The sequence below is a fragment of the Mesorhizobium sp. AR10 genome (assembly GCF_024746795.1).
Classification (GTDB): domain Bacteria; phylum Pseudomonadota; class Alphaproteobacteria; order Rhizobiales; family Rhizobiaceae; genus Mesorhizobium.
Genome location: NZ_CP080524.1, coordinates 1,178,493 through 1,197,967 on the forward strand (window position 1 = coordinate 1,178,493; position 19,475 = coordinate 1,197,967).

General features: G+C 63.0%; 23 protein-coding genes. 12 read left to right on the forward strand and 11 right to left on the reverse strand.

All coding sequences use genetic code 11. The features are described from left to right. Positions 1-98 precede the first annotated feature (98 nt). The 3 genes from LHFGNBLO_RS09125 to LHFGNBLO_RS09135 all read right to left on the reverse strand — a co-directional run bounded on the left by LHFGNBLO_RS09125 (position 99) and on the right by LHFGNBLO_RS09135 (position 1,610). A complete protein-coding gene (locus LHFGNBLO_RS09125) occupies positions 99-602 on the reverse strand; it encodes an invasion associated locus B family protein (RefSeq protein WP_258606026.1) in 504 nt (167 codons plus the stop codon). A 253-nt stretch (positions 603-855) separates the two neighbouring features. Beyond that, positions 856-1,218 (reverse strand): YkvA family protein, encoded by a 363-nt coding sequence (locus LHFGNBLO_RS09130; RefSeq protein ID WP_258606028.1) that lies wholly within the window; start codon positions 1,216-1,218, stop codon positions 856-858. Positions 1,219-1,313: 95 nt separating this feature from the next. Next, positions 1,314-1,610, reverse strand: coding sequence for a 4a-hydroxytetrahydrobiopterin dehydratase (locus tag LHFGNBLO_RS09135; protein ID WP_258606029.1), 297 nt, complete (start codon positions 1,608-1,610; stop codon positions 1,314-1,316). A 52-nt stretch (positions 1,611-1,662) separates the two neighbouring features. Here LHFGNBLO_RS09135 and LHFGNBLO_RS09140 point away from each other — a divergent pair, with 52 nt between their 5' ends. Next, entirely contained in the window at positions 1,663-2,181 is a 519-nt protein-coding gene (locus LHFGNBLO_RS09140; RefSeq protein ID WP_258606031.1) for a low molecular weight protein-tyrosine-phosphatase, read from the forward strand. On the opposite strand, the gene thpR is transcribed toward LHFGNBLO_RS09140, so the two are convergent. Together thpR and LHFGNBLO_RS09150 are read right to left on the reverse strand one after the other, a co-directional pair. Next, the gene (gene thpR / locus LHFGNBLO_RS09145; protein ID WP_258606033.1) at positions 2,085-2,681 is read right to left on the reverse strand and encodes an RNA 2',3'-cyclic phosphodiesterase; all 597 of its coding nucleotides are present in this window, start codon (positions 2,679-2,681) and stop codon (positions 2,085-2,087) included. The genes LHFGNBLO_RS09140 and thpR overlap by 97 nt on opposite strands. Before the next feature lie 132 nt (positions 2,682-2,813). Then, the gene (locus LHFGNBLO_RS09150; RefSeq protein WP_258606034.1) at positions 2,814-3,458 is read right to left on the reverse strand and encodes an arylesterase; all 645 of its coding nucleotides are present in this window, start codon (positions 3,456-3,458) and stop codon (positions 2,814-2,816) included. Positions 3,459-3,595: 137 nt separating this feature from the next. Between LHFGNBLO_RS09150 and LHFGNBLO_RS09155 the strand changes: the two genes are divergently transcribed. The 4 genes from LHFGNBLO_RS09155 to LHFGNBLO_RS09170 all read left to right on the forward strand — a co-directional run bounded on the left by LHFGNBLO_RS09155 (position 3,596) and on the right by LHFGNBLO_RS09170 (position 8,549). Then, a complete protein-coding gene (locus LHFGNBLO_RS09155; protein WP_258606036.1) occupies positions 3,596-4,294 on the forward strand; it encodes an ABC transporter ATP-binding protein in 699 nt (232 codons plus the stop codon). Further along, the gene (locus LHFGNBLO_RS09160) at positions 4,294-6,843 is read left to right on the forward strand and encodes an ABC transporter permease (RefSeq protein ID WP_258606038.1); all 2,550 of its coding nucleotides are present in this window, start codon (positions 4,294-4,296) and stop codon (positions 6,841-6,843) included. Before LHFGNBLO_RS09155 ends, LHFGNBLO_RS09160 begins: the two co-directional genes overlap by 1 nt. A gap of 230 nt (positions 6,844-7,073) precedes the next feature. Next, on the forward strand, positions 7,074-7,817 hold the full coding sequence (locus tag LHFGNBLO_RS09165) for a Bax inhibitor-1/YccA family protein (protein WP_258606039.1): 744 nt from the start codon (positions 7,074-7,076) through the stop codon (positions 7,815-7,817). A gap of 168 nt (positions 7,818-7,985) precedes the next feature. Next, positions 7,986-8,549, forward strand: a complete 564-nt coding sequence (locus tag LHFGNBLO_RS09170; protein ID WP_258606041.1) for a GNAT family N-acetyltransferase — start codon at positions 7,986-7,988, stop codon at positions 8,547-8,549. Between the two features lie 10 nt (positions 8,550-8,559). Here LHFGNBLO_RS09170 and LHFGNBLO_RS09175 read toward each other — a convergent pair whose 3' ends face one another. Together LHFGNBLO_RS09175 and LHFGNBLO_RS09180 are read right to left on the reverse strand one after the other, a co-directional pair. Then, the gene (locus tag LHFGNBLO_RS09175; RefSeq protein WP_258606043.1) at positions 8,560-8,943 is read right to left on the reverse strand and encodes a DUF2794 domain-containing protein; all 384 of its coding nucleotides are present in this window, start codon (positions 8,941-8,943) and stop codon (positions 8,560-8,562) included. Between the two features lie 506 nt (positions 8,944-9,449). Then, positions 9,450-10,214 (reverse strand): DUF1223 domain-containing protein, encoded by a 765-nt coding sequence (locus tag LHFGNBLO_RS09180; RefSeq protein ID WP_258606045.1) that lies wholly within the window; start codon positions 10,212-10,214, stop codon positions 9,450-9,452. A gap of 179 nt (positions 10,215-10,393) precedes the next feature. On the opposite strand from LHFGNBLO_RS09180, the gene LHFGNBLO_RS09185 reads away from it, so the two are divergent. Further along, positions 10,394-11,074: a ceramidase gene (locus LHFGNBLO_RS09185; RefSeq protein WP_258606047.1), complete on the forward strand. Its 681-nt coding sequence runs from the start codon at positions 10,394-10,396 to the stop codon at positions 11,072-11,074. 82 nt (positions 11,075-11,156) lie between these two features. Here LHFGNBLO_RS09185 and acnA read toward each other — a convergent pair whose 3' ends face one another. Next, the gene (acnA, locus tag LHFGNBLO_RS09190) at positions 11,157-13,847 is read right to left on the reverse strand and encodes an aconitate hydratase AcnA (protein ID WP_258606049.1); all 2,691 of its coding nucleotides are present in this window, start codon (positions 13,845-13,847) and stop codon (positions 11,157-11,159) included. Positions 13,848-14,132: 285 nt separating this feature from the next. Here acnA and ccmA point away from each other — a divergent pair, with 285 nt between their 5' ends. The 4 genes from ccmA to LHFGNBLO_RS09210 all read left to right on the forward strand — a co-directional run bounded on the left by ccmA (position 14,133) and on the right by LHFGNBLO_RS09210 (position 16,316). Then, positions 14,133-14,735 carry a heme ABC exporter ATP-binding protein CcmA gene (gene ccmA, locus LHFGNBLO_RS09195; protein WP_258606051.1) on the forward strand — a complete coding sequence of 201 codons (603 nt, stop codon included), beginning with the start codon at positions 14,133-14,135 and terminating at the stop codon, positions 14,733-14,735. Between the two features lie 7 nt (positions 14,736-14,742). Beyond that, positions 14,743-15,408 carry a heme exporter protein CcmB gene (gene ccmB / locus LHFGNBLO_RS09200; protein ID WP_258606053.1) on the forward strand — a complete coding sequence of 222 codons (666 nt, stop codon included), beginning with the start codon at positions 14,743-14,745 and terminating at the stop codon, positions 15,406-15,408. A gap of 127 nt (positions 15,409-15,535) precedes the next feature. After that, the gene (gene ccmD, locus LHFGNBLO_RS09205) at positions 15,536-15,703 is read left to right on the forward strand and encodes a heme exporter protein CcmD (protein ID WP_258606055.1); all 168 of its coding nucleotides are present in this window, start codon (positions 15,536-15,538) and stop codon (positions 15,701-15,703) included. Between the two features lie 31 nt (positions 15,704-15,734). Continuing rightward, positions 15,735-16,316, forward strand: a complete 582-nt coding sequence (locus tag LHFGNBLO_RS09210; protein ID WP_258606056.1) for a DsbE family thiol:disulfide interchange protein — start codon at positions 15,735-15,737, stop codon at positions 16,314-16,316. 279 nt (positions 16,317-16,595) lie between these two features. Here the strand turns inward: LHFGNBLO_RS09210 and LHFGNBLO_RS09215 are convergent, their stop codons facing one another. Continuing rightward, on the reverse strand, positions 16,596-16,760 hold the full coding sequence (locus LHFGNBLO_RS09215) for a hypothetical protein (RefSeq protein WP_258606057.1): 165 nt from the start codon (positions 16,758-16,760) through the stop codon (positions 16,596-16,598). A 291-nt stretch (positions 16,761-17,051) separates the two neighbouring features. Between LHFGNBLO_RS09215 and LHFGNBLO_RS09220 the strand changes: the two genes are divergently transcribed. Together LHFGNBLO_RS09220 and LHFGNBLO_RS09225 are read left to right on the forward strand one after the other, a co-directional pair. Beyond that, positions 17,052-17,972, forward strand: coding sequence for an SMP-30/gluconolactonase/LRE family protein (locus LHFGNBLO_RS09220; RefSeq protein WP_258606059.1), 921 nt, complete (start codon positions 17,052-17,054; stop codon positions 17,970-17,972). A 34-nt stretch (positions 17,973-18,006) separates the two neighbouring features. After that, positions 18,007-18,213: a tautomerase family protein gene (locus tag LHFGNBLO_RS09225; protein ID WP_013892236.1), complete on the forward strand. Its 207-nt coding sequence runs from the start codon at positions 18,007-18,009 to the stop codon at positions 18,211-18,213. Between the two features lie 58 nt (positions 18,214-18,271). Here the strand turns inward: LHFGNBLO_RS09225 and LHFGNBLO_RS09230 are convergent, their stop codons facing one another. Together LHFGNBLO_RS09230 and LHFGNBLO_RS09235 are read right to left on the reverse strand one after the other, a co-directional pair. After that, positions 18,272-18,805: an NADPH-dependent FMN reductase gene (locus LHFGNBLO_RS09230; RefSeq protein WP_258606064.1), complete on the reverse strand. Its 534-nt coding sequence runs from the start codon at positions 18,803-18,805 to the stop codon at positions 18,272-18,274. 40 nt (positions 18,806-18,845) lie between these two features. After that, positions 18,846-19,466 (reverse strand): pyridoxamine 5'-phosphate oxidase family protein, encoded by a 621-nt coding sequence (locus LHFGNBLO_RS09235; RefSeq protein ID WP_258606065.1) that lies wholly within the window; start codon positions 19,464-19,466, stop codon positions 18,846-18,848. Positions 19,467-19,475: the final 9 nt, after the last annotated feature.

A 19,475-nucleotide genomic window follows, 5' to 3' on the forward strand; every position in this document is an offset into this window, starting at 1 on the left:
CCCAGCCCCGGAAAGCAAAAAGACCGGACCCTGGCGGCCCGGCCTTCTCATTCAAATCCCGGCTTGGCAAATCCCGGCTTGGCAAATCCCGATTTGGCCTACTTGCACTTTGCGATCGACGACAGCGCCGCCGAAATGCCCTTCAGCGAGAAGACGTAGGTGGTGGTGTTGCCGCGGCCGGATTTCGCAGACACTTTCATGTCGGTGCCGGTCTTCATCGCGGCGATCAGCACTGGCTCCTCGGCGGCGTTCTCGACCCAGGCCGACTTGCCGCGCGTGAACATGGAGAAGGACTTCTTGTCGATGGTAACGGTGGCCTTGGACCCTTCCTGGAAAGTGTAGCCGGCGATGAATTGCGGCTCGTAGGACACCTGCTGTCCCGGCCGCTGGCTGACGAAGAAGAACATGTCGCCATGGTCGAGCGTCGGCGGCTGTTTGTCGGTCGGCACGGTCAGCACGTAGCAGACCTTGCCGCCCGAGGCCTGGTAGCTGTAGGTGCCCCAGGCATTGTGCTGGCCGATCTTGGTCGCCGACTGCGCCAGCGCCGGCGCTGTCAAGGCCACCAGGACCAGGCTCGAAATTGTAGCAATCAATCCGCGCATCGTTTTTCCCGTATGCCAAATGGTGCGGCGGCAGGCCGGCTTGGCGTCCTGCCCGTCGCTTCATTTTGATTTAATCTGGGTTACCAAACGGTGAATTTCCCTCAAGAAAAGGATCCTCACCCCAGGAAACCTCCGCCATTTCCGCGCCGCTGCTCGAAAAGCAGCAAGACACGGCGTCCCTGGCGCGACTTGGAGGCCACGAAAGCGGCAAGAGTTTGACTTTTCAAACTGCCGCCTTTGACCCGGCGTCGGCTCAGCTCTTGTCGGCAATTGCCTTCCTGGCGGCCAGCCGGTGCGCGGGTGTGATGTGGGCGCTGACGGCGGTGATGGCAGCGGTCAGCACGGCGAGATCGTCGGTGAAGCCAAGCCCCAGGACAAAGTCGGGGATGACGTCGACCGGCAGCACGAAATAACCGAGCGCCGCCAGCAATATGCCCTTGGCGCGCAATGGTGTCTTCTTGTCCATGGCGCAGTAGTAGCCGGCGACCACCTCTTCCATGAACGGGATCTGCCGTGCGGCCTTCTTCGCCGTGCGCCAGAATTTCTCGCGCACTTCGCTCTCGTCGCCCAGTTTGCCGCCAAAGCCGAAGAAATCAAAACCGGATTCTTGCGCCATCAGTCTCTCCTCGCAACCGCCTGCGTATCGTTCACGCGCGACTGCGAGAGAAAATGTGGTGAAACCCGAACCCCGCTACAAGATGCCGACGAATTTCAGCCGCCGAAATAGCGGTTCATCTTCTTCGCCAGCTCGATGTCGAGCGCGGTCACGCCGCCGGCGTCATGGGTGTTCAGCGTGACGTCCACCGCCTTGTAGACGTTCGACCAGTCGGGATGATGGTCCATTTTCTCCGCCGCCAAAGCCACGCGGGTCATGAAGGCGAAGGCCTCGGAGAAGTTCTTGAAGACGAAGCTGCGCTTGATGGAACCGCCATCCTTTGCCAATGACCAGCCATCGAGCCCGGCCAGCGCCTCGGCGATCGCTTCCTTGCCCAGTTTCTCTCTCGTCATGTCAGCTTCCTGTGCTATCTCGAATTATGACCTCCACCATAGCGCCGGATCGATGAGCGCAAAGCCCATAAAATCCATTCTCTTCGTCTGTCTCGGCAATATCTGCCGCTCGCCATTGGCGGAGGGTGTGTTCCGCGCCGTTCTCAACGAACGCGGGCAAGGTCAGAACATTCTGATAGATTCAGCCGCAACCAGCGGCTGGGAGGTCGGTTCCCCTCCTGATCCACGCTCCATCGCGATTGCTGCGCGCCACGGTATCGACATTTCCGGGCAGACAGCGCGCAAGATCACGCCAGAGGATTTTTCCCGTTTCGACCTGATCCTCGGCATGGACCGGTCGAATGTCCAAGATCTCAAGGCGATGGCGCCGGCCGCCATGCGCGGCCGGGTGCATCTGTTCCTCGAATTCGCCCAGGGAAAGGCACGCGAGGTGCCGGATCCCTACTATGACGGACCGGAGGTGTTCGCCTCGGTCTATCGCATGATCCGCGATGCGTCTGAGGTGCTGGCGACGCGGCTCGAGGCGCGGCTGTCGGCGCCCGACAGCGGCCAGGCCTCTTCGACGATGTAGGGGCCGCCGCCGACCGAATCGCGCGACGACATCAGGACGAAGCGGCCGACGCGGAAGGGCAGCGTCGAAAAATTGCCGCGTGCCGAAAGATACTGGGCGACGTCGAGCGGGCTCGAATTGCGCAAACGTGCCAGCGTCACATGCGGCGTGAACTTGCGCGGGTCGGCAGCAATGCCGAGCCGCTGGCAGATACGGTCGATTTCGCCCTGCAGGGCGGAAAGATCGGGCGAGGCGGAAACGCCCGCCCACACCGCATGCGGCTTTTTCTGACCGAAGGCGCCGACACCGGAGAGGGTCAGCGAGAAGGAGGGGCGATGGACCCGGTCAAGCGCGTTGGCGATCTCGTCGGCGACATGGCCCTCGACATCGCCGATGAAGCGCAGCGTCATATGGTAGTTCTCGACGTCGATCCAGCGGGCTCCGGGCAGGCCGCCCCGTAGCAGGGACAGCGACAGTGCGGCGTCACGCGGTATTTCGAGGGCGGTGAAAAGACGCGGCATGGAGAGCCTCCCTTCCTCGAATCGAACTATACCCCTAGCGAATCATCGATATTGAAACTGGGCAAGTGGTTTGTTGGTCGCAGGCCCAAGAGTTTCCCCAACGGAATGCAGTGCGGCAGAGAAGGATTGCCTTCAGGCGCCGCCGTCTGCTGCCGCAATGGCCTTTTCGACGGTCGGCAGGATGCGTTCGACCATGCGGTCGACACCCCCGGCATTCGGGTGCAGACCGTCCTCCAGTTGCAGGCCGGACTGGCCTGCAACGCCGTCGAGAAAGAACGGATAGAGCGGCACGCCGTATTTTTCGGCCAGTTTTGGATAGATGGTGTCGAAGGCGGTCTGGTATTCGGCGCCGAGATTAGGGGCGGCGCGCATCCCGGCCAGCAACACGGCAATCTTGCGCTGCTTCAGCTTCGCCAGCATGTCGTCCAGGTTCTTTTGCGTGATCTCGGGCGAAACTCCGCGCAGCATGTCGTTGGCGCCGAGCTCGAGGATGACGAGTTGCGTGCCATCCGGCACCGACCAGTCGAGCCGCGACAGGCCGCCGCTCGACGTGTCGCCGGAGACACCGGCATTGGCGACCGTCACATCGTGACCCCTGGCGCGAAGCGCAGCCTGCAGTTTGTCGGTAAAGCCTTCGCCAGGCCCGAGACCAAAGCCCGCCATCAGGCTGTCGCCGAAGCCGACGATCCTGAAGGTCTCGGCCCGCGCCGACGAAATGGCGCTGCTGATCGCGAGGAAAAGGATGAAGGCTGCGGCAAGAGTGTGTTTGAAAGCCATGCGGCATGCCCCATATGACCAAGGAAATTCTTTTGTCGAAGGCGAATTCTATCTTTGTCGAGCATCGAATCCAAAACCGGTTCCCACTTTTGGGTCCGATGCTCTAGCCTTCACCTGCCATATAGGACGATTTCATTTTGACAGAAGCCGTCATCGCGCTGAAAGACGTATCGCTGACACTCGGCGAAGGCGCGTCTTCCGTCCACGTGCTGAAAAGCGTCAGCCTCGATGTGGCTGATGGAGAGGCGACCGGGATCGTCGGGCCGTCGGGCTCGGGCAAGTCGACGCTGCTGATGGTTTTGGCAGGGCTGGAAAGGGTCGATTCGGGCACGGTCCGAATCGCAGGAGAATCGCTCAACGGCAAAAGTGAAGACCAGATCGCTTCGTTTCGGGGGCGAAACATCGGCATCGTCTTCCAGTCCTTCCATCTCATTCCCAATATGACCGCGCTCGAAAATGTCGCGGTGCCGCTGGAACTGGCCGGTCATGCCGATCCGTTCGGGGTGGCCGCGCGCGAGCTGGCGTCGGTCGGTTTGAGCGATCGCGTCACCCACTATCCCGGCGAACTGTCTGGTGGCGAACAGCAGCGCGTGGCGATCGCCAGGGCGCTGGCGCCTTCGCCGCGCATCCTGATCGCCGACGAGCCGACCGGCAACCTCGACCAGGCGACGGGGCGGCAGGTCGCCGACCTTCTGTTCGCCAAGGCGGCCGAGCGCGGCATGACGCTGGTGCTGGTCACTCATGACCCGGCGCTGGCCGCACGCTGCTCGCGGCAGGTTTCGATGCGGTCGGGACGTATCGAGGATGCACAAAAACCGGCAAAGGTGCCGGCCTGATGCCGCTTTCGCGCACGCTGAAGCTCGCGTTCCGGTTCTCGTTGCGCGAAATGCGCGGCGGGCTGTCCGGTTTCCTGATCTTCCTCGCCTGCATTGCGCTTGGCGTCGCCGCGATCGGCGGCGTCAATTCGGTGGCGCAGGCCATTACCGCCGGCGTTGCCAACCAGGGCCAGACGCTGCTCGGCGGCGATCTCCGGTTCCAGATCAACCAGCGCAATGCCACGCAAGCCGAGTCCGCCTTCCTCGATGGGCTGGGCACGGTGTCGCGCAGCGCCAACATGCGTTCGATGGCGCGGCTCGAAGACGGCTCCGACCAGGCGCTGGTCGAGGCCAAGGCGGTGGACCGTGCCTATCCGCTCTTTGGCGCGCTGGAGACCGAGCAGGCACTGCCAGGACAGGATCTGTTCGGTGAAAAATCCGGCGTTTTCGGCGCCGCCGCGCCCGACCTTTTGTTCGAGCGGCTGAACGTCAAGGTTGGCGACCGGCTGAAGCTCGGCAACGCCACCTTCGAACTGCGCGCCAGGCTGGTCACCGAGCCTGACGCGGTGTCGGATGGTTTTGGCTTCGCGCCGCGGCTGATGGTCTCGATGGAGGGGCTTGCCGCCTCCGGCCTGATCCAGCCGGGCAGCCTGGTCGAAAATGCCTACAAGATCCGGCTGCCCGCCAATAGCGGCGAAGCGCGGATCAAGGCTATCCAGGATCAGGCCGCAAAGGACTTTCCGGAGGCCGGCTGGTCGATCCGCACGCGCAGCAATGCAGCGCCTGCGCTGTCGTCCAACATCGAGCGGTTCTCGCAGTTCCTGACGCTGGTCGGGTTGACGGCGCTGGTGGTCGGCGGCGTCGGTGTGGCCAATGCGGTGCGAGCCTATCTCGACGGCAAGCGTGGCGTCATCGCCACCTTCAAGAGCCTGGGCGCTTCCGGCGGCTTCGTCTTTACTGTCTATCTCGTGCAGATCCTGATGATCGCCGGTCTCGGCATCGTGCTAGGCCTCATCCTCGGCGCGCTGATGCCGTTCGCCGCGAGTGCCGCCCTGCATCAGGTCATTCCGGTGCCGGCGGAAGGCGGGTTCTATCCCGGAGCGCTCGCCATGGCGGCGCTGTTCGGCCTGCTGGTGACGCTGGCCTTCGCGCTGCTGCCGCTCGGCCGCGCCCGCGACGTGCCGGCAACCGCGCTGTTTCGCGAAATGGGGTTCGAGGGCCGCGGCGTCCCTCGCCCGCTCTATGTCGGGGCGGCAGTCGGCATCGCACTGCTTCTGGCGGCGCTGGCCATTCTGTTTTCCGGCGACCGCCGCATCGCCTCGATCTTCGTCGGCGCCACCGTTTTTGCCTTCCTGGTGCTGCGCATCGTCGGCACGCTGGTGCAATGGGTCGCCAAAAAGAGCCCGCGTGTCGGTTCAACGGCGCTCAGGCTTGCCATCGGCAACATCCATCGGCCCGGCGCCTTGACGCTGTCGGTGGTGCTGTCGCTGGGCCTTGGGCTGACGTTGCTGGTGACGCTGGCGTTGATCGACGGCAACCTCAGGCGGCAGATCTCCGGCAGCCTGCCGGAGCGGGCGCCGAACTTCTTCTTCGTCGATATCCAGAACAGCGATGTCGACGCCTTCTCGACGCTGATCGGCACGCAGGCCCCGGCGGCAACGCTGGTCAAGGTGCCGATGTTGCGCGGCCGGGTGATGGCGCTGAACGGCGTCGATGTCGACAAGGTCAAGGTCCCGCCGGAAGGCGCCTGGGTGCTGCGCGGCGATCGCGGCCTGACCTATGACGCGAACCTGCCCGAAAACGCGACGCTCACCGAAGGCACGTGGTGGCCGGACAATTATGCCGGCGAGCCGCTGGTTTCGTTCTCGGCCGAGGAAGGCAGCGAGATCGGGCTGAAGCTGGGCGACACCATCACCGTCAATGTTCTGGGACGCAATGTGACGGCGAAGATCGCCAATTTCCGTCAGGTCGAGTGGGAGACGATGGGCATCAACTTCGTCATGGTGTTCTCGCCCAACACATTCGCCGGCGCGCCGCATGGCTGGCTGGCGACGCTGACCGAGAAGAGTGCGTCGGCGGCGGACGATGCCCGCCTGCTCAACGCCGTCACCCGCGCCTTCCCCGCAGTGACGACGGTCAGGGTCAAGGACGCGCTCGACATCGTCAACCGGCTGGTGGCGCAGCTCGGCACGGCGATCAGGGCCGCGGCCGGCGTGGCGCTGTTTGCCTCGGTGCTGGTGCTGGCCGGCGCGCTCGCCGCAGGCAACCGGGCCCGCATCCATGACGCGGTGGTGCTGAAGACGCTGGGCGCGACCAGGAGGACGCTGATCGCCGCCTTCTCGCTGGAATACATGCTGATCGGGCTCGCCACCGCAATCTTTGCGCTGGCGGCGGGGGGAATCGCGGCTTGGTTCGTTGTTGCCCGCATCATGACGCTGCCATCGCATTTCATGCCCGATGTAGCGGTGGCCACAATCGCCTTTGCACTGGTGATCACGGTCGGCATTGGCCTTGCCGGCACCTGGCGGGTGCTGGGACACAAGGCAGCCCCGGTGCTGCGCAATCTCTGACCCGCAAGGCTTTCCGCGACCCGGATTTGGTTAAATCTCGTTCATGTTGCCGCCCTGAAAGCCGATAAATCGCGCTTCCGATGTTTCACGAAACATAACATCCGGTCATGGTCTTGTTCTTGACGCCAAGAACCATCATATTTCGCCGTAGGCATGCTGGAGCCCCGCCAGCGGCGCCTGGGCCCAAATGGGCCTGACACCGGACGGGGCAGAAGCAATAGAGGAATCCCATGGCTGAACTTCGCAACTACCAGACGCGCGCCGTGCCCGGCGCGCGCGTCGACGCTGCCATTGACGAGGGCCTGCGCGCCTACATGATCAAGGTCTACAATCTGATGGGGCTTGGCCTCCTCATCACCGGCCTTGCCGCCTGGGGCGCTTTCCAGCTCGCCGTCACCGGCGATGGCCAGCTTACCGCTTTCGGCGCGCTCATCTACACAAGCGCCTTCCGCTGGGTTGTCATTCTGGCACCGCTGGCTGCAGTGTTCTTTTTGTCGTTCAGAATCCAGTCGATGAGCGTTGCTGCGGCGCAGACCACGTTCTGGGTCTATTCGGCTCTGGTTGGCCTGTCGCTGTCGACCATATTCCTGGTCTACACCGGCGCCAGCATCACCCAGACCTTCTTCGCCACGGCGGCCGCCTTCGGCGCGCTGTCGCTCTATGGTTACACGACCAAGCGCGACCTGACCGCGATGGGCTCGTTCCTGATCATGGGCGTCATCGGCCTGATGATCGCGATGGTGATCAACATCTTCCTGCAGTCGTCGGCGCTGGGCTTCGCCGTTTCGGCCATCGGAGTGCTGATCTTCGCGGGTCTCACCGCCTATGACACGCAGAACATCAAGGAGATGTACTACGAGGGTGACGCCACGGATGTCGCCGGCCGCAAGGCAATCATGGGCGCGCTGAGGCTCTATCTCGACTTCATCAACCTGTTCATGTTCATGCTGCAGTTCATGGGCGACCGTCGCTAATCGGCAGTCTCCTGGACCAGTGAGTTTGGAAAGGGCGGCCCAACGGTCGCCCTTTTCTTTTGTGCCGGCCTTTGCTGTCTTTGCTTTATGCATGTCGTTGTCCCATAACCGGTACCCGCTTTTGGGCGACATGCACTGTGGCAGGCAGATGAACGAATTGCATAAATTATGAGCAGCATCACCATACGCGCCGCCATTGTGTCCGACCTCGACCGGATCACGGACATTTACGCCGATGCGGTCGCCCATGGCACGGCGAGCTACGAACTGGAGCCGCCCAGCCGCGCCGAGATGGGCGCGCGATTCGCCAGTCTGATGGCGGGCGGCTTTCCCTATCTGGTGGCGGAAAAAGACGGCACCTTGCTTGGCTATGCCTATGCCGGCGCCTTCCGGCCACGCCCGGCCTATCGCTTTGTCGTCGAGGATTCCGTCTATGTCGCGCCTGAAGCCAAGGGGCAAGGCGTCGGGCTCAAGCTGATGCAAGGGTTGGTCGAGGCGGCGCAGGCGGCAGGCTTTCGCCAGATCATCGCTGTCATCGGTGACGGCCACCCAGACAGTGCCTCGGTGCGCTTGCATGAAAAGCTCGGCTTTCGCCATTCAGGGCGCCTCGAAGGCTCGGGCTACAAGCACGGACGCTGGCTGGACACGGTATTCATGCAGTTGTCGATCAACGGCGGAGCGCTGGTTCCGCCTGACTCCGACTCACTGCCTGAGCGGAAATTCCGTGAATAAAAATAAGAGGTTAAGCCTCGACCAGTTTTAGCGTGCGGTCGAAGACGCCAAGCACGCGCCCGAGCTCCTGGCCGCGCTTGAGTATGCGACCGCCGGCGGCGATGACGGCGAAGGCGCCCTGCCGGCGCGCCAGCTTCGGATCCTTGACGATTTGGAATAACGGCACCTCACTGGTGCGGCGGAACACCGAAAACACGGCGCGATCGGTGAGATGGTCGATGGCGTAGTCGCGCCATTCATTGGCGGCGACCATGCGTCCGTACAGCCTGAGGATCTGGTCCAGTTCGCGCCGCTCGAAGCTTACCGGCAAATCGAGGCGTTCGCGTCTTGCCTCATGCAGCGGGATCAATATTGCGGATGCGTCCCCATCCTCCGTCCCGCCGCGATCAGTCATGCCTCGATCCTTCGATGAATCTCCCGCGAACCAAAATTGGCGCGTTCGATGCGGAATTGCAAGACCCGGCTAAGCATGCCGGAGCTGCGGTGTTTTCGTCACGTCCAGTCACATTTGTAAAACGCGGTGTTGGAATTGGTGATGCTTCGCCACATTTCTGCCTTTTTTTATCCGCGCTCATGCCCCAATGTCCGACGAGTTTACCGGCGTTGCCTGAGACGGTTCGGTCCGGCACCGGCTCGTAAACCCCAAGCCCCCCGCCCACGGGTCTGCGTCGGATCGAACCAACCTCGGTTTTTCCTTGGAAAAATCGGGTGCGACGATCCCAAAACCTAAATGACCGGCGTCAGAAGCAAGCTGACGCCGGTTTTTTCATGTCTGGAGCGTGGCGACAGTCCTGAAGCTCGGCTACGCACTGCGCGTCGCTCTGGTCGCGCAAAGGACGCGCGGTTAGCGATCATACACCCTGACCGAAATGGGAAGCGTGGAGCGGGCGAAGCAGCCAGCTACGGCTTGTGGATGAAGGCGGCGCCCAGGATCGGCCCTGGCAGGCCGTCCTTGCCGACCGACTGCAGCAACACTGCGCAGCCGCCCTTCTTGGAGATCTCGGTCATCGGCAATTCGTAGCGCTGCGCCTTGCCGTGCCACATGCCGGCGGTCTGGATGCCGGTGACGGCGTTCCAGTAGGTCAGCCTGCGGCCGCTGTTTTCACCCTTGCCGATTTCGATCTCCTGTGGCGGGTCGAAATAGACGATGACGACATGGGCATCGCTGGGGCCGTTGCCGGCGTCGCCGGTGTCGATCATGACGCGGTCGCTGGTCCGACTGACCTTGATGCCGACCCGCATGCCTTCGCCTGACTTCTCCATCCGGGCAAGCGCGCCATCGACTTCTCTGCGGCTGGCGCCGTTGACGTGGCTGCGGCCATTGATGACGGCTTGCGGCGTATAGACCGAACGGGTGCCGAAGGCGCGCATATAGTCATATTGCCGCTCGGTATTCTCCTTGCGGCTCAGCGTGTCCTGCCAGCCAAGATAGTCCCAGTAATTGACATGATAGGCGAGCGCGACGATGTCCTCTTTCGCGGCGAGCTCGGCAAAGAATTCGTCGGCCGGCGGGCAGGAACTGCAGCCCTGGCTGGTGAACAGCTCGACCACGCCTAAGGGCTTGTCGGCCTGGGACCTGACGGTCTGGCCGGCAAGCCCGGTGCCGGCAAGCGCCGAAAAGGCCAGCGCAAATGCCGCAAGCCGCAATGGTCTTCGAGATCCCATGACCGTTCCGATTCTCGCCGGTGCTGCCGGCTTTGTTCTGGTTGCTGAAATATGTGGCAGAAGCGGCAGTCAACGGGAAGTCACGTTGCGGTGAAATTTTGCCGTTGCAACCGCTGGCCACGACGCAATAGGACAGGACTGCCCTTAGGGGTAGAAACCGATTCGGCAACGGCACGGCCATGTGGCAGACCCTTCTGACGCCAGTCGACCTCTATTGCGAGCGGACCGGACCGGAATTCTGGGCCGAGCCGGCCAACGCACTGACCAACATTGCCTTTCTTGCTGCCGGGCTGTGGGGTGTACGAGAGGTGCGAAGGCTGGGCACCGGAGCCTTCGCCGAGGTGCTGGCCTGGTGGGTGGTGGCGATCGGCCTCGGCTCGACGCTGTTCCATACCTTTGCCGTCAGGGCCACGATCTGGGCCGACGTGCTGCCCATCGCCGGTTTCACGCTGGCCTACACGCTGTTTACGCTCCGCCGCTTCCTCGGCATGGGATGGGGCAAGGCTATCGCCATCTTCGTCGCCTTCTACGCCGGCACCGGACTGTTGACATGGGCCGTACCGGACTGGCTGCGGCAGGCCTCGAACGGCACAACCGGCTATCTGCCACCCTTCCTGGCGCTTGCCTTTTTCGGTCTATGGACGGCAGCAAGCGGCAGTGGCGCCGGCCGCTACAATCTGGCGGGCTCGGCAATCTTCGTCGTGTCGGTCATCTGCCGGATGATCGATCCGCTGGCGTGCGGCAGCTTCCCGCTCGGCACACATTTCCTGTGGCACATCTTCAACGGGCTGATGCTCGGCGTGCTTCTGGCCGCGGCGGCGCGGTTCGGGGCGCCGAAGACAAGGGCAGTAGGGCAGTAGGGCATTAGGGCATTAGGGCATTAGGGCATTAGGTAACTTACTTCCCCTACTCCCTTACTGCCCTACTCCCTTTATTCCCCTACTATGCTGCCAGGTCGCGCAGGACATATTGCAGAATGCCGCCATTCTTGAAGTAGTCGAGCTCGTCCAGCGTATCGATGCGGCAGATGATCGGAACGTTCTTCACCGTGCCGTCGCCATAGGTGACCTTGGCGGTCATTTTCTGACGCGGCTTGATGGCGTCGAGGCCGTCGATCTCGACCAGCTCGTCGCCCTTGAGGTTGAGCGAGGCCCATGAGGTGCCTTCCTCGAAGACGAAGGGTATGACGCCCATGCCGACCAGGTTCGAGCGGTGGATGCGCTCGAAGGACTGGGCGATGACGGCGCGGACGCCGAGCAGGTTGGTGCCCTTGGCCGCCCAGTCGCGCGACGAGCCGTTGCCGTATTCGACACCGGCGAAGATGACCAGCGGCACGCCTTCCTTCTTGTACTCCATGGCAGCGTCGTAGATCGATGTCTCTTCCTTCGATGGGTAGTGGATGGTGTAGCCACCCTCGCGGCCATTCTCTCCCAGCATGTGGTTGCGGATGCGGATGTTGGCGAAGGTGCCGCGCATCATCACCTCATGGTTGCCGCGGCGCGTGCCGTACTGATTGAAGTCGGCAACGCCGACCCCATGTTCGGTCAGGTACTGGCCGGCCGGCGAAGCCGCCTTGATCGAACCCGCCGGCGAGATGTGGTCGGTGGTGATTTTGTCGCCGAACAGGCCGAGCACGCGCGCGCCTTTGATGTCGCCGATCTTGCCGAAGCCTGCGGTCATGCCGGCGAAATAGGGCGGGTTCTGCACATAGGTCGAGTTGTCGTCCCAGGCGTAGGTCTGGCCTTCCGGCGCCTTGACGTTCTGCCAGTACTCGTCGCCCTTGAAGACGTCGGCATATTTGCGGGCGAACAGCTCGCGCGTCACGTTCTTCTCGATGAACTCCTGGATCTCGGCCGAGCTCGGCCAGATATCCCTTAGGTAGACCGGGTTGCCGTTCTTGTCCTCGCCGAGCGGCTCGGTGGTCAAATCCCGGGTCACCGTTCCTGCCAGCGCGTGGGCCACGACCAGCGGCGGCGACGCCAGATAGTTCGCCTGCACGTCGGGCGAGACGCGGCCCTCGAAATTGCGGTTGCCGGACAAGACCGCGGCAGCAATCAAGCCTTTGTCGTTGATGGTTTTCGAGATCGGCGCCGGCAGCGGGCCGGAATTGCCGATGCAGGTGGTGCAGCCGAAGCCGACCAGGTTGAAACCGATCTGGTCGAGTTCCTTCTGCAGGCCGGACTTCTCCAGATACTCGGCGACGACCTGGCTGCCCGGCGCCAGCGAGGTCTTCACCCACGGCTTCTGCTTGAGGCCAAGGCGATTGGCGTTGCGCGCCAGCAGCCCGGCGCCGATCAGCACGCTCGGGTTCGAGGTGTTGGTGCAGGAGGTGATGGCGGCGATGACGACATCGCCATGGCCAAGGTCGTGGCTGGTGCCTTCGACGGCGTAACGCTTGTGGATTTCGGCAGCCTTCTTGTATTCGGTCTCCATCGCCTTGGCGAAGCCTTCCGGAATGCCTTCCAGTGCGACGCGGCCTTCGGGACGCTTGGGGCCGGCCATCGACGGCACGACGCTGCCGAGCTCAAGCTCGAGCAGATCGGTGAAAACCGGATCGGCCGAGCCGATGTCGCGCCACAGCCCTTGCGCCTTGGCGTAGGCCTCGACCAGGGCGATGCGGCTTTCCTCGCGGCCGGACATTGTGAGATAGCGGATGGTTTCGCCGTCGACCGGAAAGAAGCCGCAGGTGGCGCCGTATTCGGGCGCCATGTTGCCGATGGTGGCACGGTCGGCCAGCGTCATGTTGGAGAGGCCGGGGCCGAAGAACTCGACGAACTTGCCGACGACGCCCTTCTTGCGCAGCATCTGGGTGACGGTCAGCACGAGGTCGGTGGCGGTGACGCCTTCCTTCAGTCTGCCGGTGAGGCGGAAGCCGATGACTTCCGGCAAAAGCATGGAAACCGGCTGGCCGAGCATTGCAGCCTCGGCTTCGATGCCGCCGACACCCCAGCCGAGCACGCCGAGACCGTTGATCATGGTGGTGTGCGAATCGGTGCCGACGCAGGTGTCGGGATAGGCTGTCGTTTCGCCGTCCTCGGTGTTGGTCCACACCACCTGTCCGAGATATTCGAGATTGACCTGGTGGCAGATGCCGGTGCCGGGCGGCACGACGCGGAAATTGCGGAACGCCTGCTGGCCCCATTTGAGGAACTTGTAGCGTTCCTCGTTGCGCTCATATTCGAGCTCGACATTGCGGGCGAAAGCCATCGGCGTGCCGAACTCATCGACGATGACCGAATGGTCGATGACCAGGTCGACCGGCACCAGCGGATTGATCTTTTGTGGATCGCCGCCAAGCGAGGCCATGGCGTCGCGCATCGCAGCCAGGTCGACCACGGCCGGAACGCCGGTGAAATCCTGCATCAGCACGCGGGCCGGGCGGTAGGCGATCTCGACGCCGGCGGTGCCCTTGTCGGTCAGCCAGCCGGCAACCGCCTGGATGCTTTCCTTGGTAACGGAACGGCCGTCCTCGTTGCGCAGCAGGTTTTCCAGCAGCACCTTCATCGAATAGGGCAGTTGGGAAATGCCGGTGAGGCCGTTCTTCTCGGCCTCGATAAGGTTGAAATAAACATAGTCGGTGCCGGCTGCGGTCAGCGTGCGGCGGCAATTGAAACTATCGAGTGATTTTGACACGTGCGGTCCGTCCTTGTCTGTTCAGCCTGAAAGGGAACGGACGCCGATGGCATGCAATCACGCGCAAAGGTGCGGGTACGGCCATTTCCGCTGTCCGTTCCCAGCCAACCCGAGCCGTTCAAGGCGGCGCGTGCGCTGGTTCGGCGCAAATTCTCGTTCCCGTGCCGACCGCTGGCACGGATGACCCGGATATAGAGAATTTTCTGGAATAGTTCTAGACACGGATTAGCCATTTTTGCTGCGGCGCACCGAAGCTGCGCTCGGATTTTCGGCGAAGGGGAACGAATGCGGCTGATCGCCGAAAATCTTGGGGGTGAACGCGGCGGCGAGACGGTTTTTTCCGGCATCGATTTCGCGCTTGCGGAAGGCCAGGCGCTGATCGTCACGGGCCCGAACGGCGCCGGTAAATCGACACTGCTCAGGATCATCGCCGGAATGCTGCCGGTAGCGGAAGGCCATGTGTCGATTGAGGGCGGTGGCGAGGACTTTCCAACGGTCGCCGCGGCCTGCCACTATCTCGGCCACCAGAACGCGATGAAGACAGCGTTGAACGTGACGGAAAATCTGCGCTTCTGGCGAGATTTTTCGGGGGATGGTCTGTTGAGCGTTGAAGAGGCGCTGGAAACCGTCGGGCTTGATGGTATCGGCCATCTGCCGTTCGGCTATCTCTCGACCGGGCAAAGGCGGCGGGCGGCGATTGCGAAATTGCTGGTCAGCCAGCGGCCGCTCTGGTTGCTCGACGAGCCGACGGCCGGATTGGACAAGGCTTCAGAAGAGCGGTTTGGCGCGGTGATGGAGAAGCATCTCGGCGATGGCGGGATTGTCGTGGCGGCGACGCATTTGCCGCTTGGGATCGAAGGGGCGAAGGAATTGAGGATGACCGGGTGATGTTGGCATGCTAGCGCTCTTCCTGCGCGATATCCGCCTCAACATCCGCGCCGGCGGCGGGGCGTTGACCGGCGTGATCTTCTTCCTCGCCGTCATCGCGACAATCCCCTTCGGCGTCGGGCCGGACCTGAAGCTGCTTGCCCGTATCGGCCCGGCGATCCTGTGGATCGGTGCGCTACTCGCTTGCCTGCTCGGCCTCGACCGGCTGTTCCAGGCCGACCGCGAAGACGGCTCGCTCGATCTTCTGGTGCTCGGTAACGACCGGCATATGCTGGCGCTGACGGTGCTGACGAAATGCCTGGCGCACTGGGCCGGAAGCGTGCTGCCGCTGGTCATCGCCGCCCCCTTGCTCGGCCTGTTCATGAACATGGAGCCGATCAGCATCGGCGCCACGGCGCTGACCCTGCTGGTCGGCACGCCGGCGATCACCTTCATCGGTGCTACGGGTGCTGCGGTAGCGGTGGCGCTGCCGCGCGGCGGGCTGCTGATCTCGGTGGTGGTTCTGCCGCTGACCATTCCGGTGCTGATCTTCGGCGTCGCGGCCAGCTATGGCGCGGTGGCGGATCCCGATCCGTTCCTACAGCCCTTCCTCATTCTCGCCGCGCTGACCCTGTTTCTTGCCGTGTTGGGACCAGTAGCGGCAGCATTGGCCTTGCGGCATGGAACGGATTGATCTGGCCGCATGACGTCAAAGGCTGCGGCGCAGCGGCCGATTGCGAAGCCGATGATGCAAGGCTAAGGGAAAGTATGATCGAACGGAGCGGAATGATCCGGTTGGAATGCTGCACGGAGTGGATCGCGTGAGCGTGCATGCGCTCTACGTCACCGCCGCCTATGCCATCACGGCCGTGGTTCTGGCCGGGCTGATCGGCTGGATCCTTATCGACCAGCGGGCGCGAAAGCGAGATCTCGCCGAACTGGAAGCATCCGGCGTGCGGCGGCGCTCAGACAAAGCCAGCAAGACATGAGGGGCCAGCAAGACATGAGGGCCGCCAAGCCATGAGCATGGACACCGAGACGCCGGCGCCGCCCCGGCGCCGCCTGATCGTGCTGTTGCCGCTGCTGGTTTTCCTGGGCTTGGCCGGACTGTTCCTGTCGCAGCTCTTGTCCGGGCGCGACGAGTCGGAAGTGCCGTCGGCACTGATCGGCCTGCCGGCGCCGCAGACCAACCTACCGGCGCTGGAGGGTTTGAATCTGCCGGGGCTGGATTCGAAACAGTTCGCCGGCAAGGTGACGCTGGTCAACGTCTTCGCGTCGTGGTGCGCGCCATGCCGGGAAGAACATCCGCTACTGCTGGCGCTGTCGCAGGACAAGCGCTTCGTCATGGCCGCGCTGAACTACAAGGACCAGCCGGAAAACGCCCGCCGGTTTCTCGGCGACCTCGGCAATCCGTTCCAGGCGATCGGAGTCGACGCGGCGGGCCGCACGGCGATCGACTGGGGCGTCTATGGCGTGCCCGAAACCTTCGTCATCGGCAAGGACGGCAAGATCGCCTACAAGCATGTCGGCCCACTGACGGCGGAGTCAGCGAGAGATCTCCTGTTGCCGCAGATAGAAAAGGCGCTGGCGGTGCCAGGCTGACGGCCGCTCTGGCTTCGTCATCCCAGGGCGAAGCAGGAGCGAAGCGACGTCGCGGAGACCCTGGGATCCATGCCGTGACATCAGCCGAGGAATGCAGCGGTGGGGGAAAGTCGCCCGGGCGTATCGTGTTTGCCTTAGCCGCTGCCGTCCCGCCGGCGAGCGGAGCCTAGCCGATGGCGGTACATTGTTCTGCACCGCTGCGGTGTTCTGAAGCCACGGCATGGATCCTCGGGTCAGGCCCGAGGATGACGAACGCGAGAGGTCGATCAGGCTTTGAGCTCAGCCGTAGATCTGCTTGTGGACCTGGTAGAGCATTTCCGAGCGGTCGGCGCGCATGTCGGCCAGATCGCGGCTGGTGAAGCTGTCGATTTCGGCGACGAGGCGGTTGTAGTGCTTGCGCTTGGCAATGCTTGCGCGAGCGCGGGTCATGAGAGTGTTGATCATAGCAAGGTTCCTTTTGGCGCCGCATTGCTGCGGCAGTTGTTCCTCCCTTGATCGATACGAAGCATGACATAGTTATTGTGCGTTGCAAAAAGAAGATGTTGCAATGCACCATTGCACTGGACGCATAGCCGGTTAACCGGCCTTTACCCGTGGTCACGGCGAGACGGCATCGCTTCATACCTGTTTCGAGGCCTCAAGATGCGGTGAAGCACTCATCATCGATCTTGCCAGATCGATCGCCGGCTGGCTTGATCGCGCCGACACGACCGTTGTGGACATTGGGAGGGAAATTTGGCCGCCGCAGACTATTATGAAGTTCTCGATCCGCGTTTTGCGCGGCTGTTCAATGGCAACGCGCAAGTGGACAAGCTGTTCACCGGGTGCCGGTGGGCGGAAGGGCCGGCCTGGTTCGCCGCCGGCCGCTATGTCGTCTGGTCCGACATCCCCAACAATCGTATGCTGCGCTACGACGAGACCGACGGCAGCGTCAGCGTGTTCCGCCAGCCGTCCGGCAATTCGAACGGCAACACCGTCGACCGGCAGGGCCGGCTGGTCAGCTGCGAGCATTCGGGCCGCGGGGTCAGCCGTACCGAGCATGATGGCTCCATCACCACCATCGCCAAGGCCTGGCGCGGCAAGCGGCTGAACTCACCCAACGACGCGGTGGTGAGGTCCGATGGCTCGATCTGGTTCACCGATCCGGCCTACGGCATCGAGAGCGACTATGAGGGCGACAAGGCCGAGAGCGAGATCGGCGCCTGCCATGTCTACCGGGTCGATCCCGACAGCGGCGAGGTCGAAGCTGTCATCACCGACATGGTCAGGCCCAATGGGCTCGCCTTCTCGCTCGACGAGAGCAAGCTCTATGTCGCCGATACCGGCCGTACGCATGGCGCGAAGAATCCAGCCCACATCAGGGTGTTCAATGTCGGCAAGGGCGGCAAGAAGGTTTCCGGCGACAAGCTTTTTGCCGACTGCACGGCCGGCCTGTTCGATGGCTTCCGGCTCGACGAGGACGGGCGCATCTGGTCGAGCGCCGCCGACGGCATCCATTGCTACGACCCCGACGGGACATTGATCGGCAAGGTCAAGGTGCCGGAAGTCGTCGCCAATTGCGTGTTCGGCGGCAACAAGCTGAATTGCCTCTACATCGCCGGTACGACCTCGCTCTACATGGTCCGGCTCATGGTCAACGGCGCCAAGACCTACTGAGCGATCGTCAAACAGAATCCACGGGAGGACACCCATGCCATTCGTCAACATCCGCATCGTCAAGGAGGTGATTGCCGCCGACCCGGCCGGCAAGAAGGCGGACATAGCCAAAAAAGTCACGGCGGCGATCATGGACGCCACCGGACTGGGTAATGACGACGTCTGGGTGGTCTTCGAGGAGGTTAATGCGCGCGACTGGTATGTCGGCAAGACCGATGTTGAGACGCTGCGAAAGGGTTAGTCGAAGGAGTGGTAGCCGCGGGACGTCGGAGATTGGCCGAAGCCATGGTGGCCGCTGATCAACGTTGCCGGATGAAATCGGCGAAGGCTGAAACCGCTTCCCGCATCGCCTGCTGGTTCTTCAGCTCTGTCAGTATGACCTCCACGTCCGGTGATTTCTTGCCGAGCAAGGCAATCTCAAGCGCTGCTTCCTCGTAAAGCGCGAAAGACATGGTGCGCATGATCTCGGCCAGGGCCGTGCGGGCAAACAGCGAGCGTGGCGAAGCGTGCACCAGCATGGCCGGCTTGCCGACGGCGGCGTCGCGAGACACCAGCCAGTCGAGCGCGTTCTTCACGCCGCCCGGCACGCCATGGGCATATTCCGGACAAGAGACGATGACGCCGTCGGCGCTCGTAACGGCGTCGATCAGCCTGGAGGGCTCCGCCGGCGTCCGTTCGCCTTCGTCGTCGGGGTTGAAGATCGGCAACCGGCCAAGCCCGTCATAGACGATGACGCGACAGCCAGACGGCGCGTTCTGCGCCAGGGCCGCGATCAAGGCCGAATTGGTCGAGGCTGCGCGCAGGCTGCCGGAGAGGGCGAGGAGGTTCAACACAGCGTGGGACCAGTCCGGCGCGAATCGCGCCCGGAAAAACCTACCACATCGTCTGCTTGTATTCCTCGTCGAGCCAGCGGTCGGTCGCCTCGGCCGAATCGGCAACCGCCAACTGATCGCGCAGGATCTGGCCGAGCGTCGGCAGCGTCGCGCGGTCGTACCAGGTTTCCGGCTTCCACAGATCGGAGCGCATGAAGGCCTTGGCGCAATGCATATAGGCGGCCTTGACCGTCACCACGATGACGCTCTGCGGTTCCCTGCCGTCGACCGCCAGCCGTTCGCGCAAACCCGCATCGACAGTGATGCGGGCATCGCCATTGACGCGCAGCGTCTCGTTCATGCCCGGGATGAGGAAGAGCAGCCCGACCGACGGGTTGAGAAGGATGTTTTCCAGCGTGTCCAGCCGGTTGTTGCCGGGCCGGTCGGGGATGGCGATGGTCTTGTCGTCCAGTACCACGGTGAAGCCGGGTCTGTCGCCCTTCGGCGTCACGTCAGCATTGCCGGCGCCATCGGACGAGCCGATCAGCACGAAGGGGCTTTTGCCGATGAAGGAGCGGCAGTGACCGTCGAGCGCCTTCAGCTCCTTGCGGATGGAGCCGTCGGTTGGCCGGGGTGTCTTGTAGATCGTCCTCAGTTCGTCGCGCGTGGTGACGAATTCCATCCCGGTCTC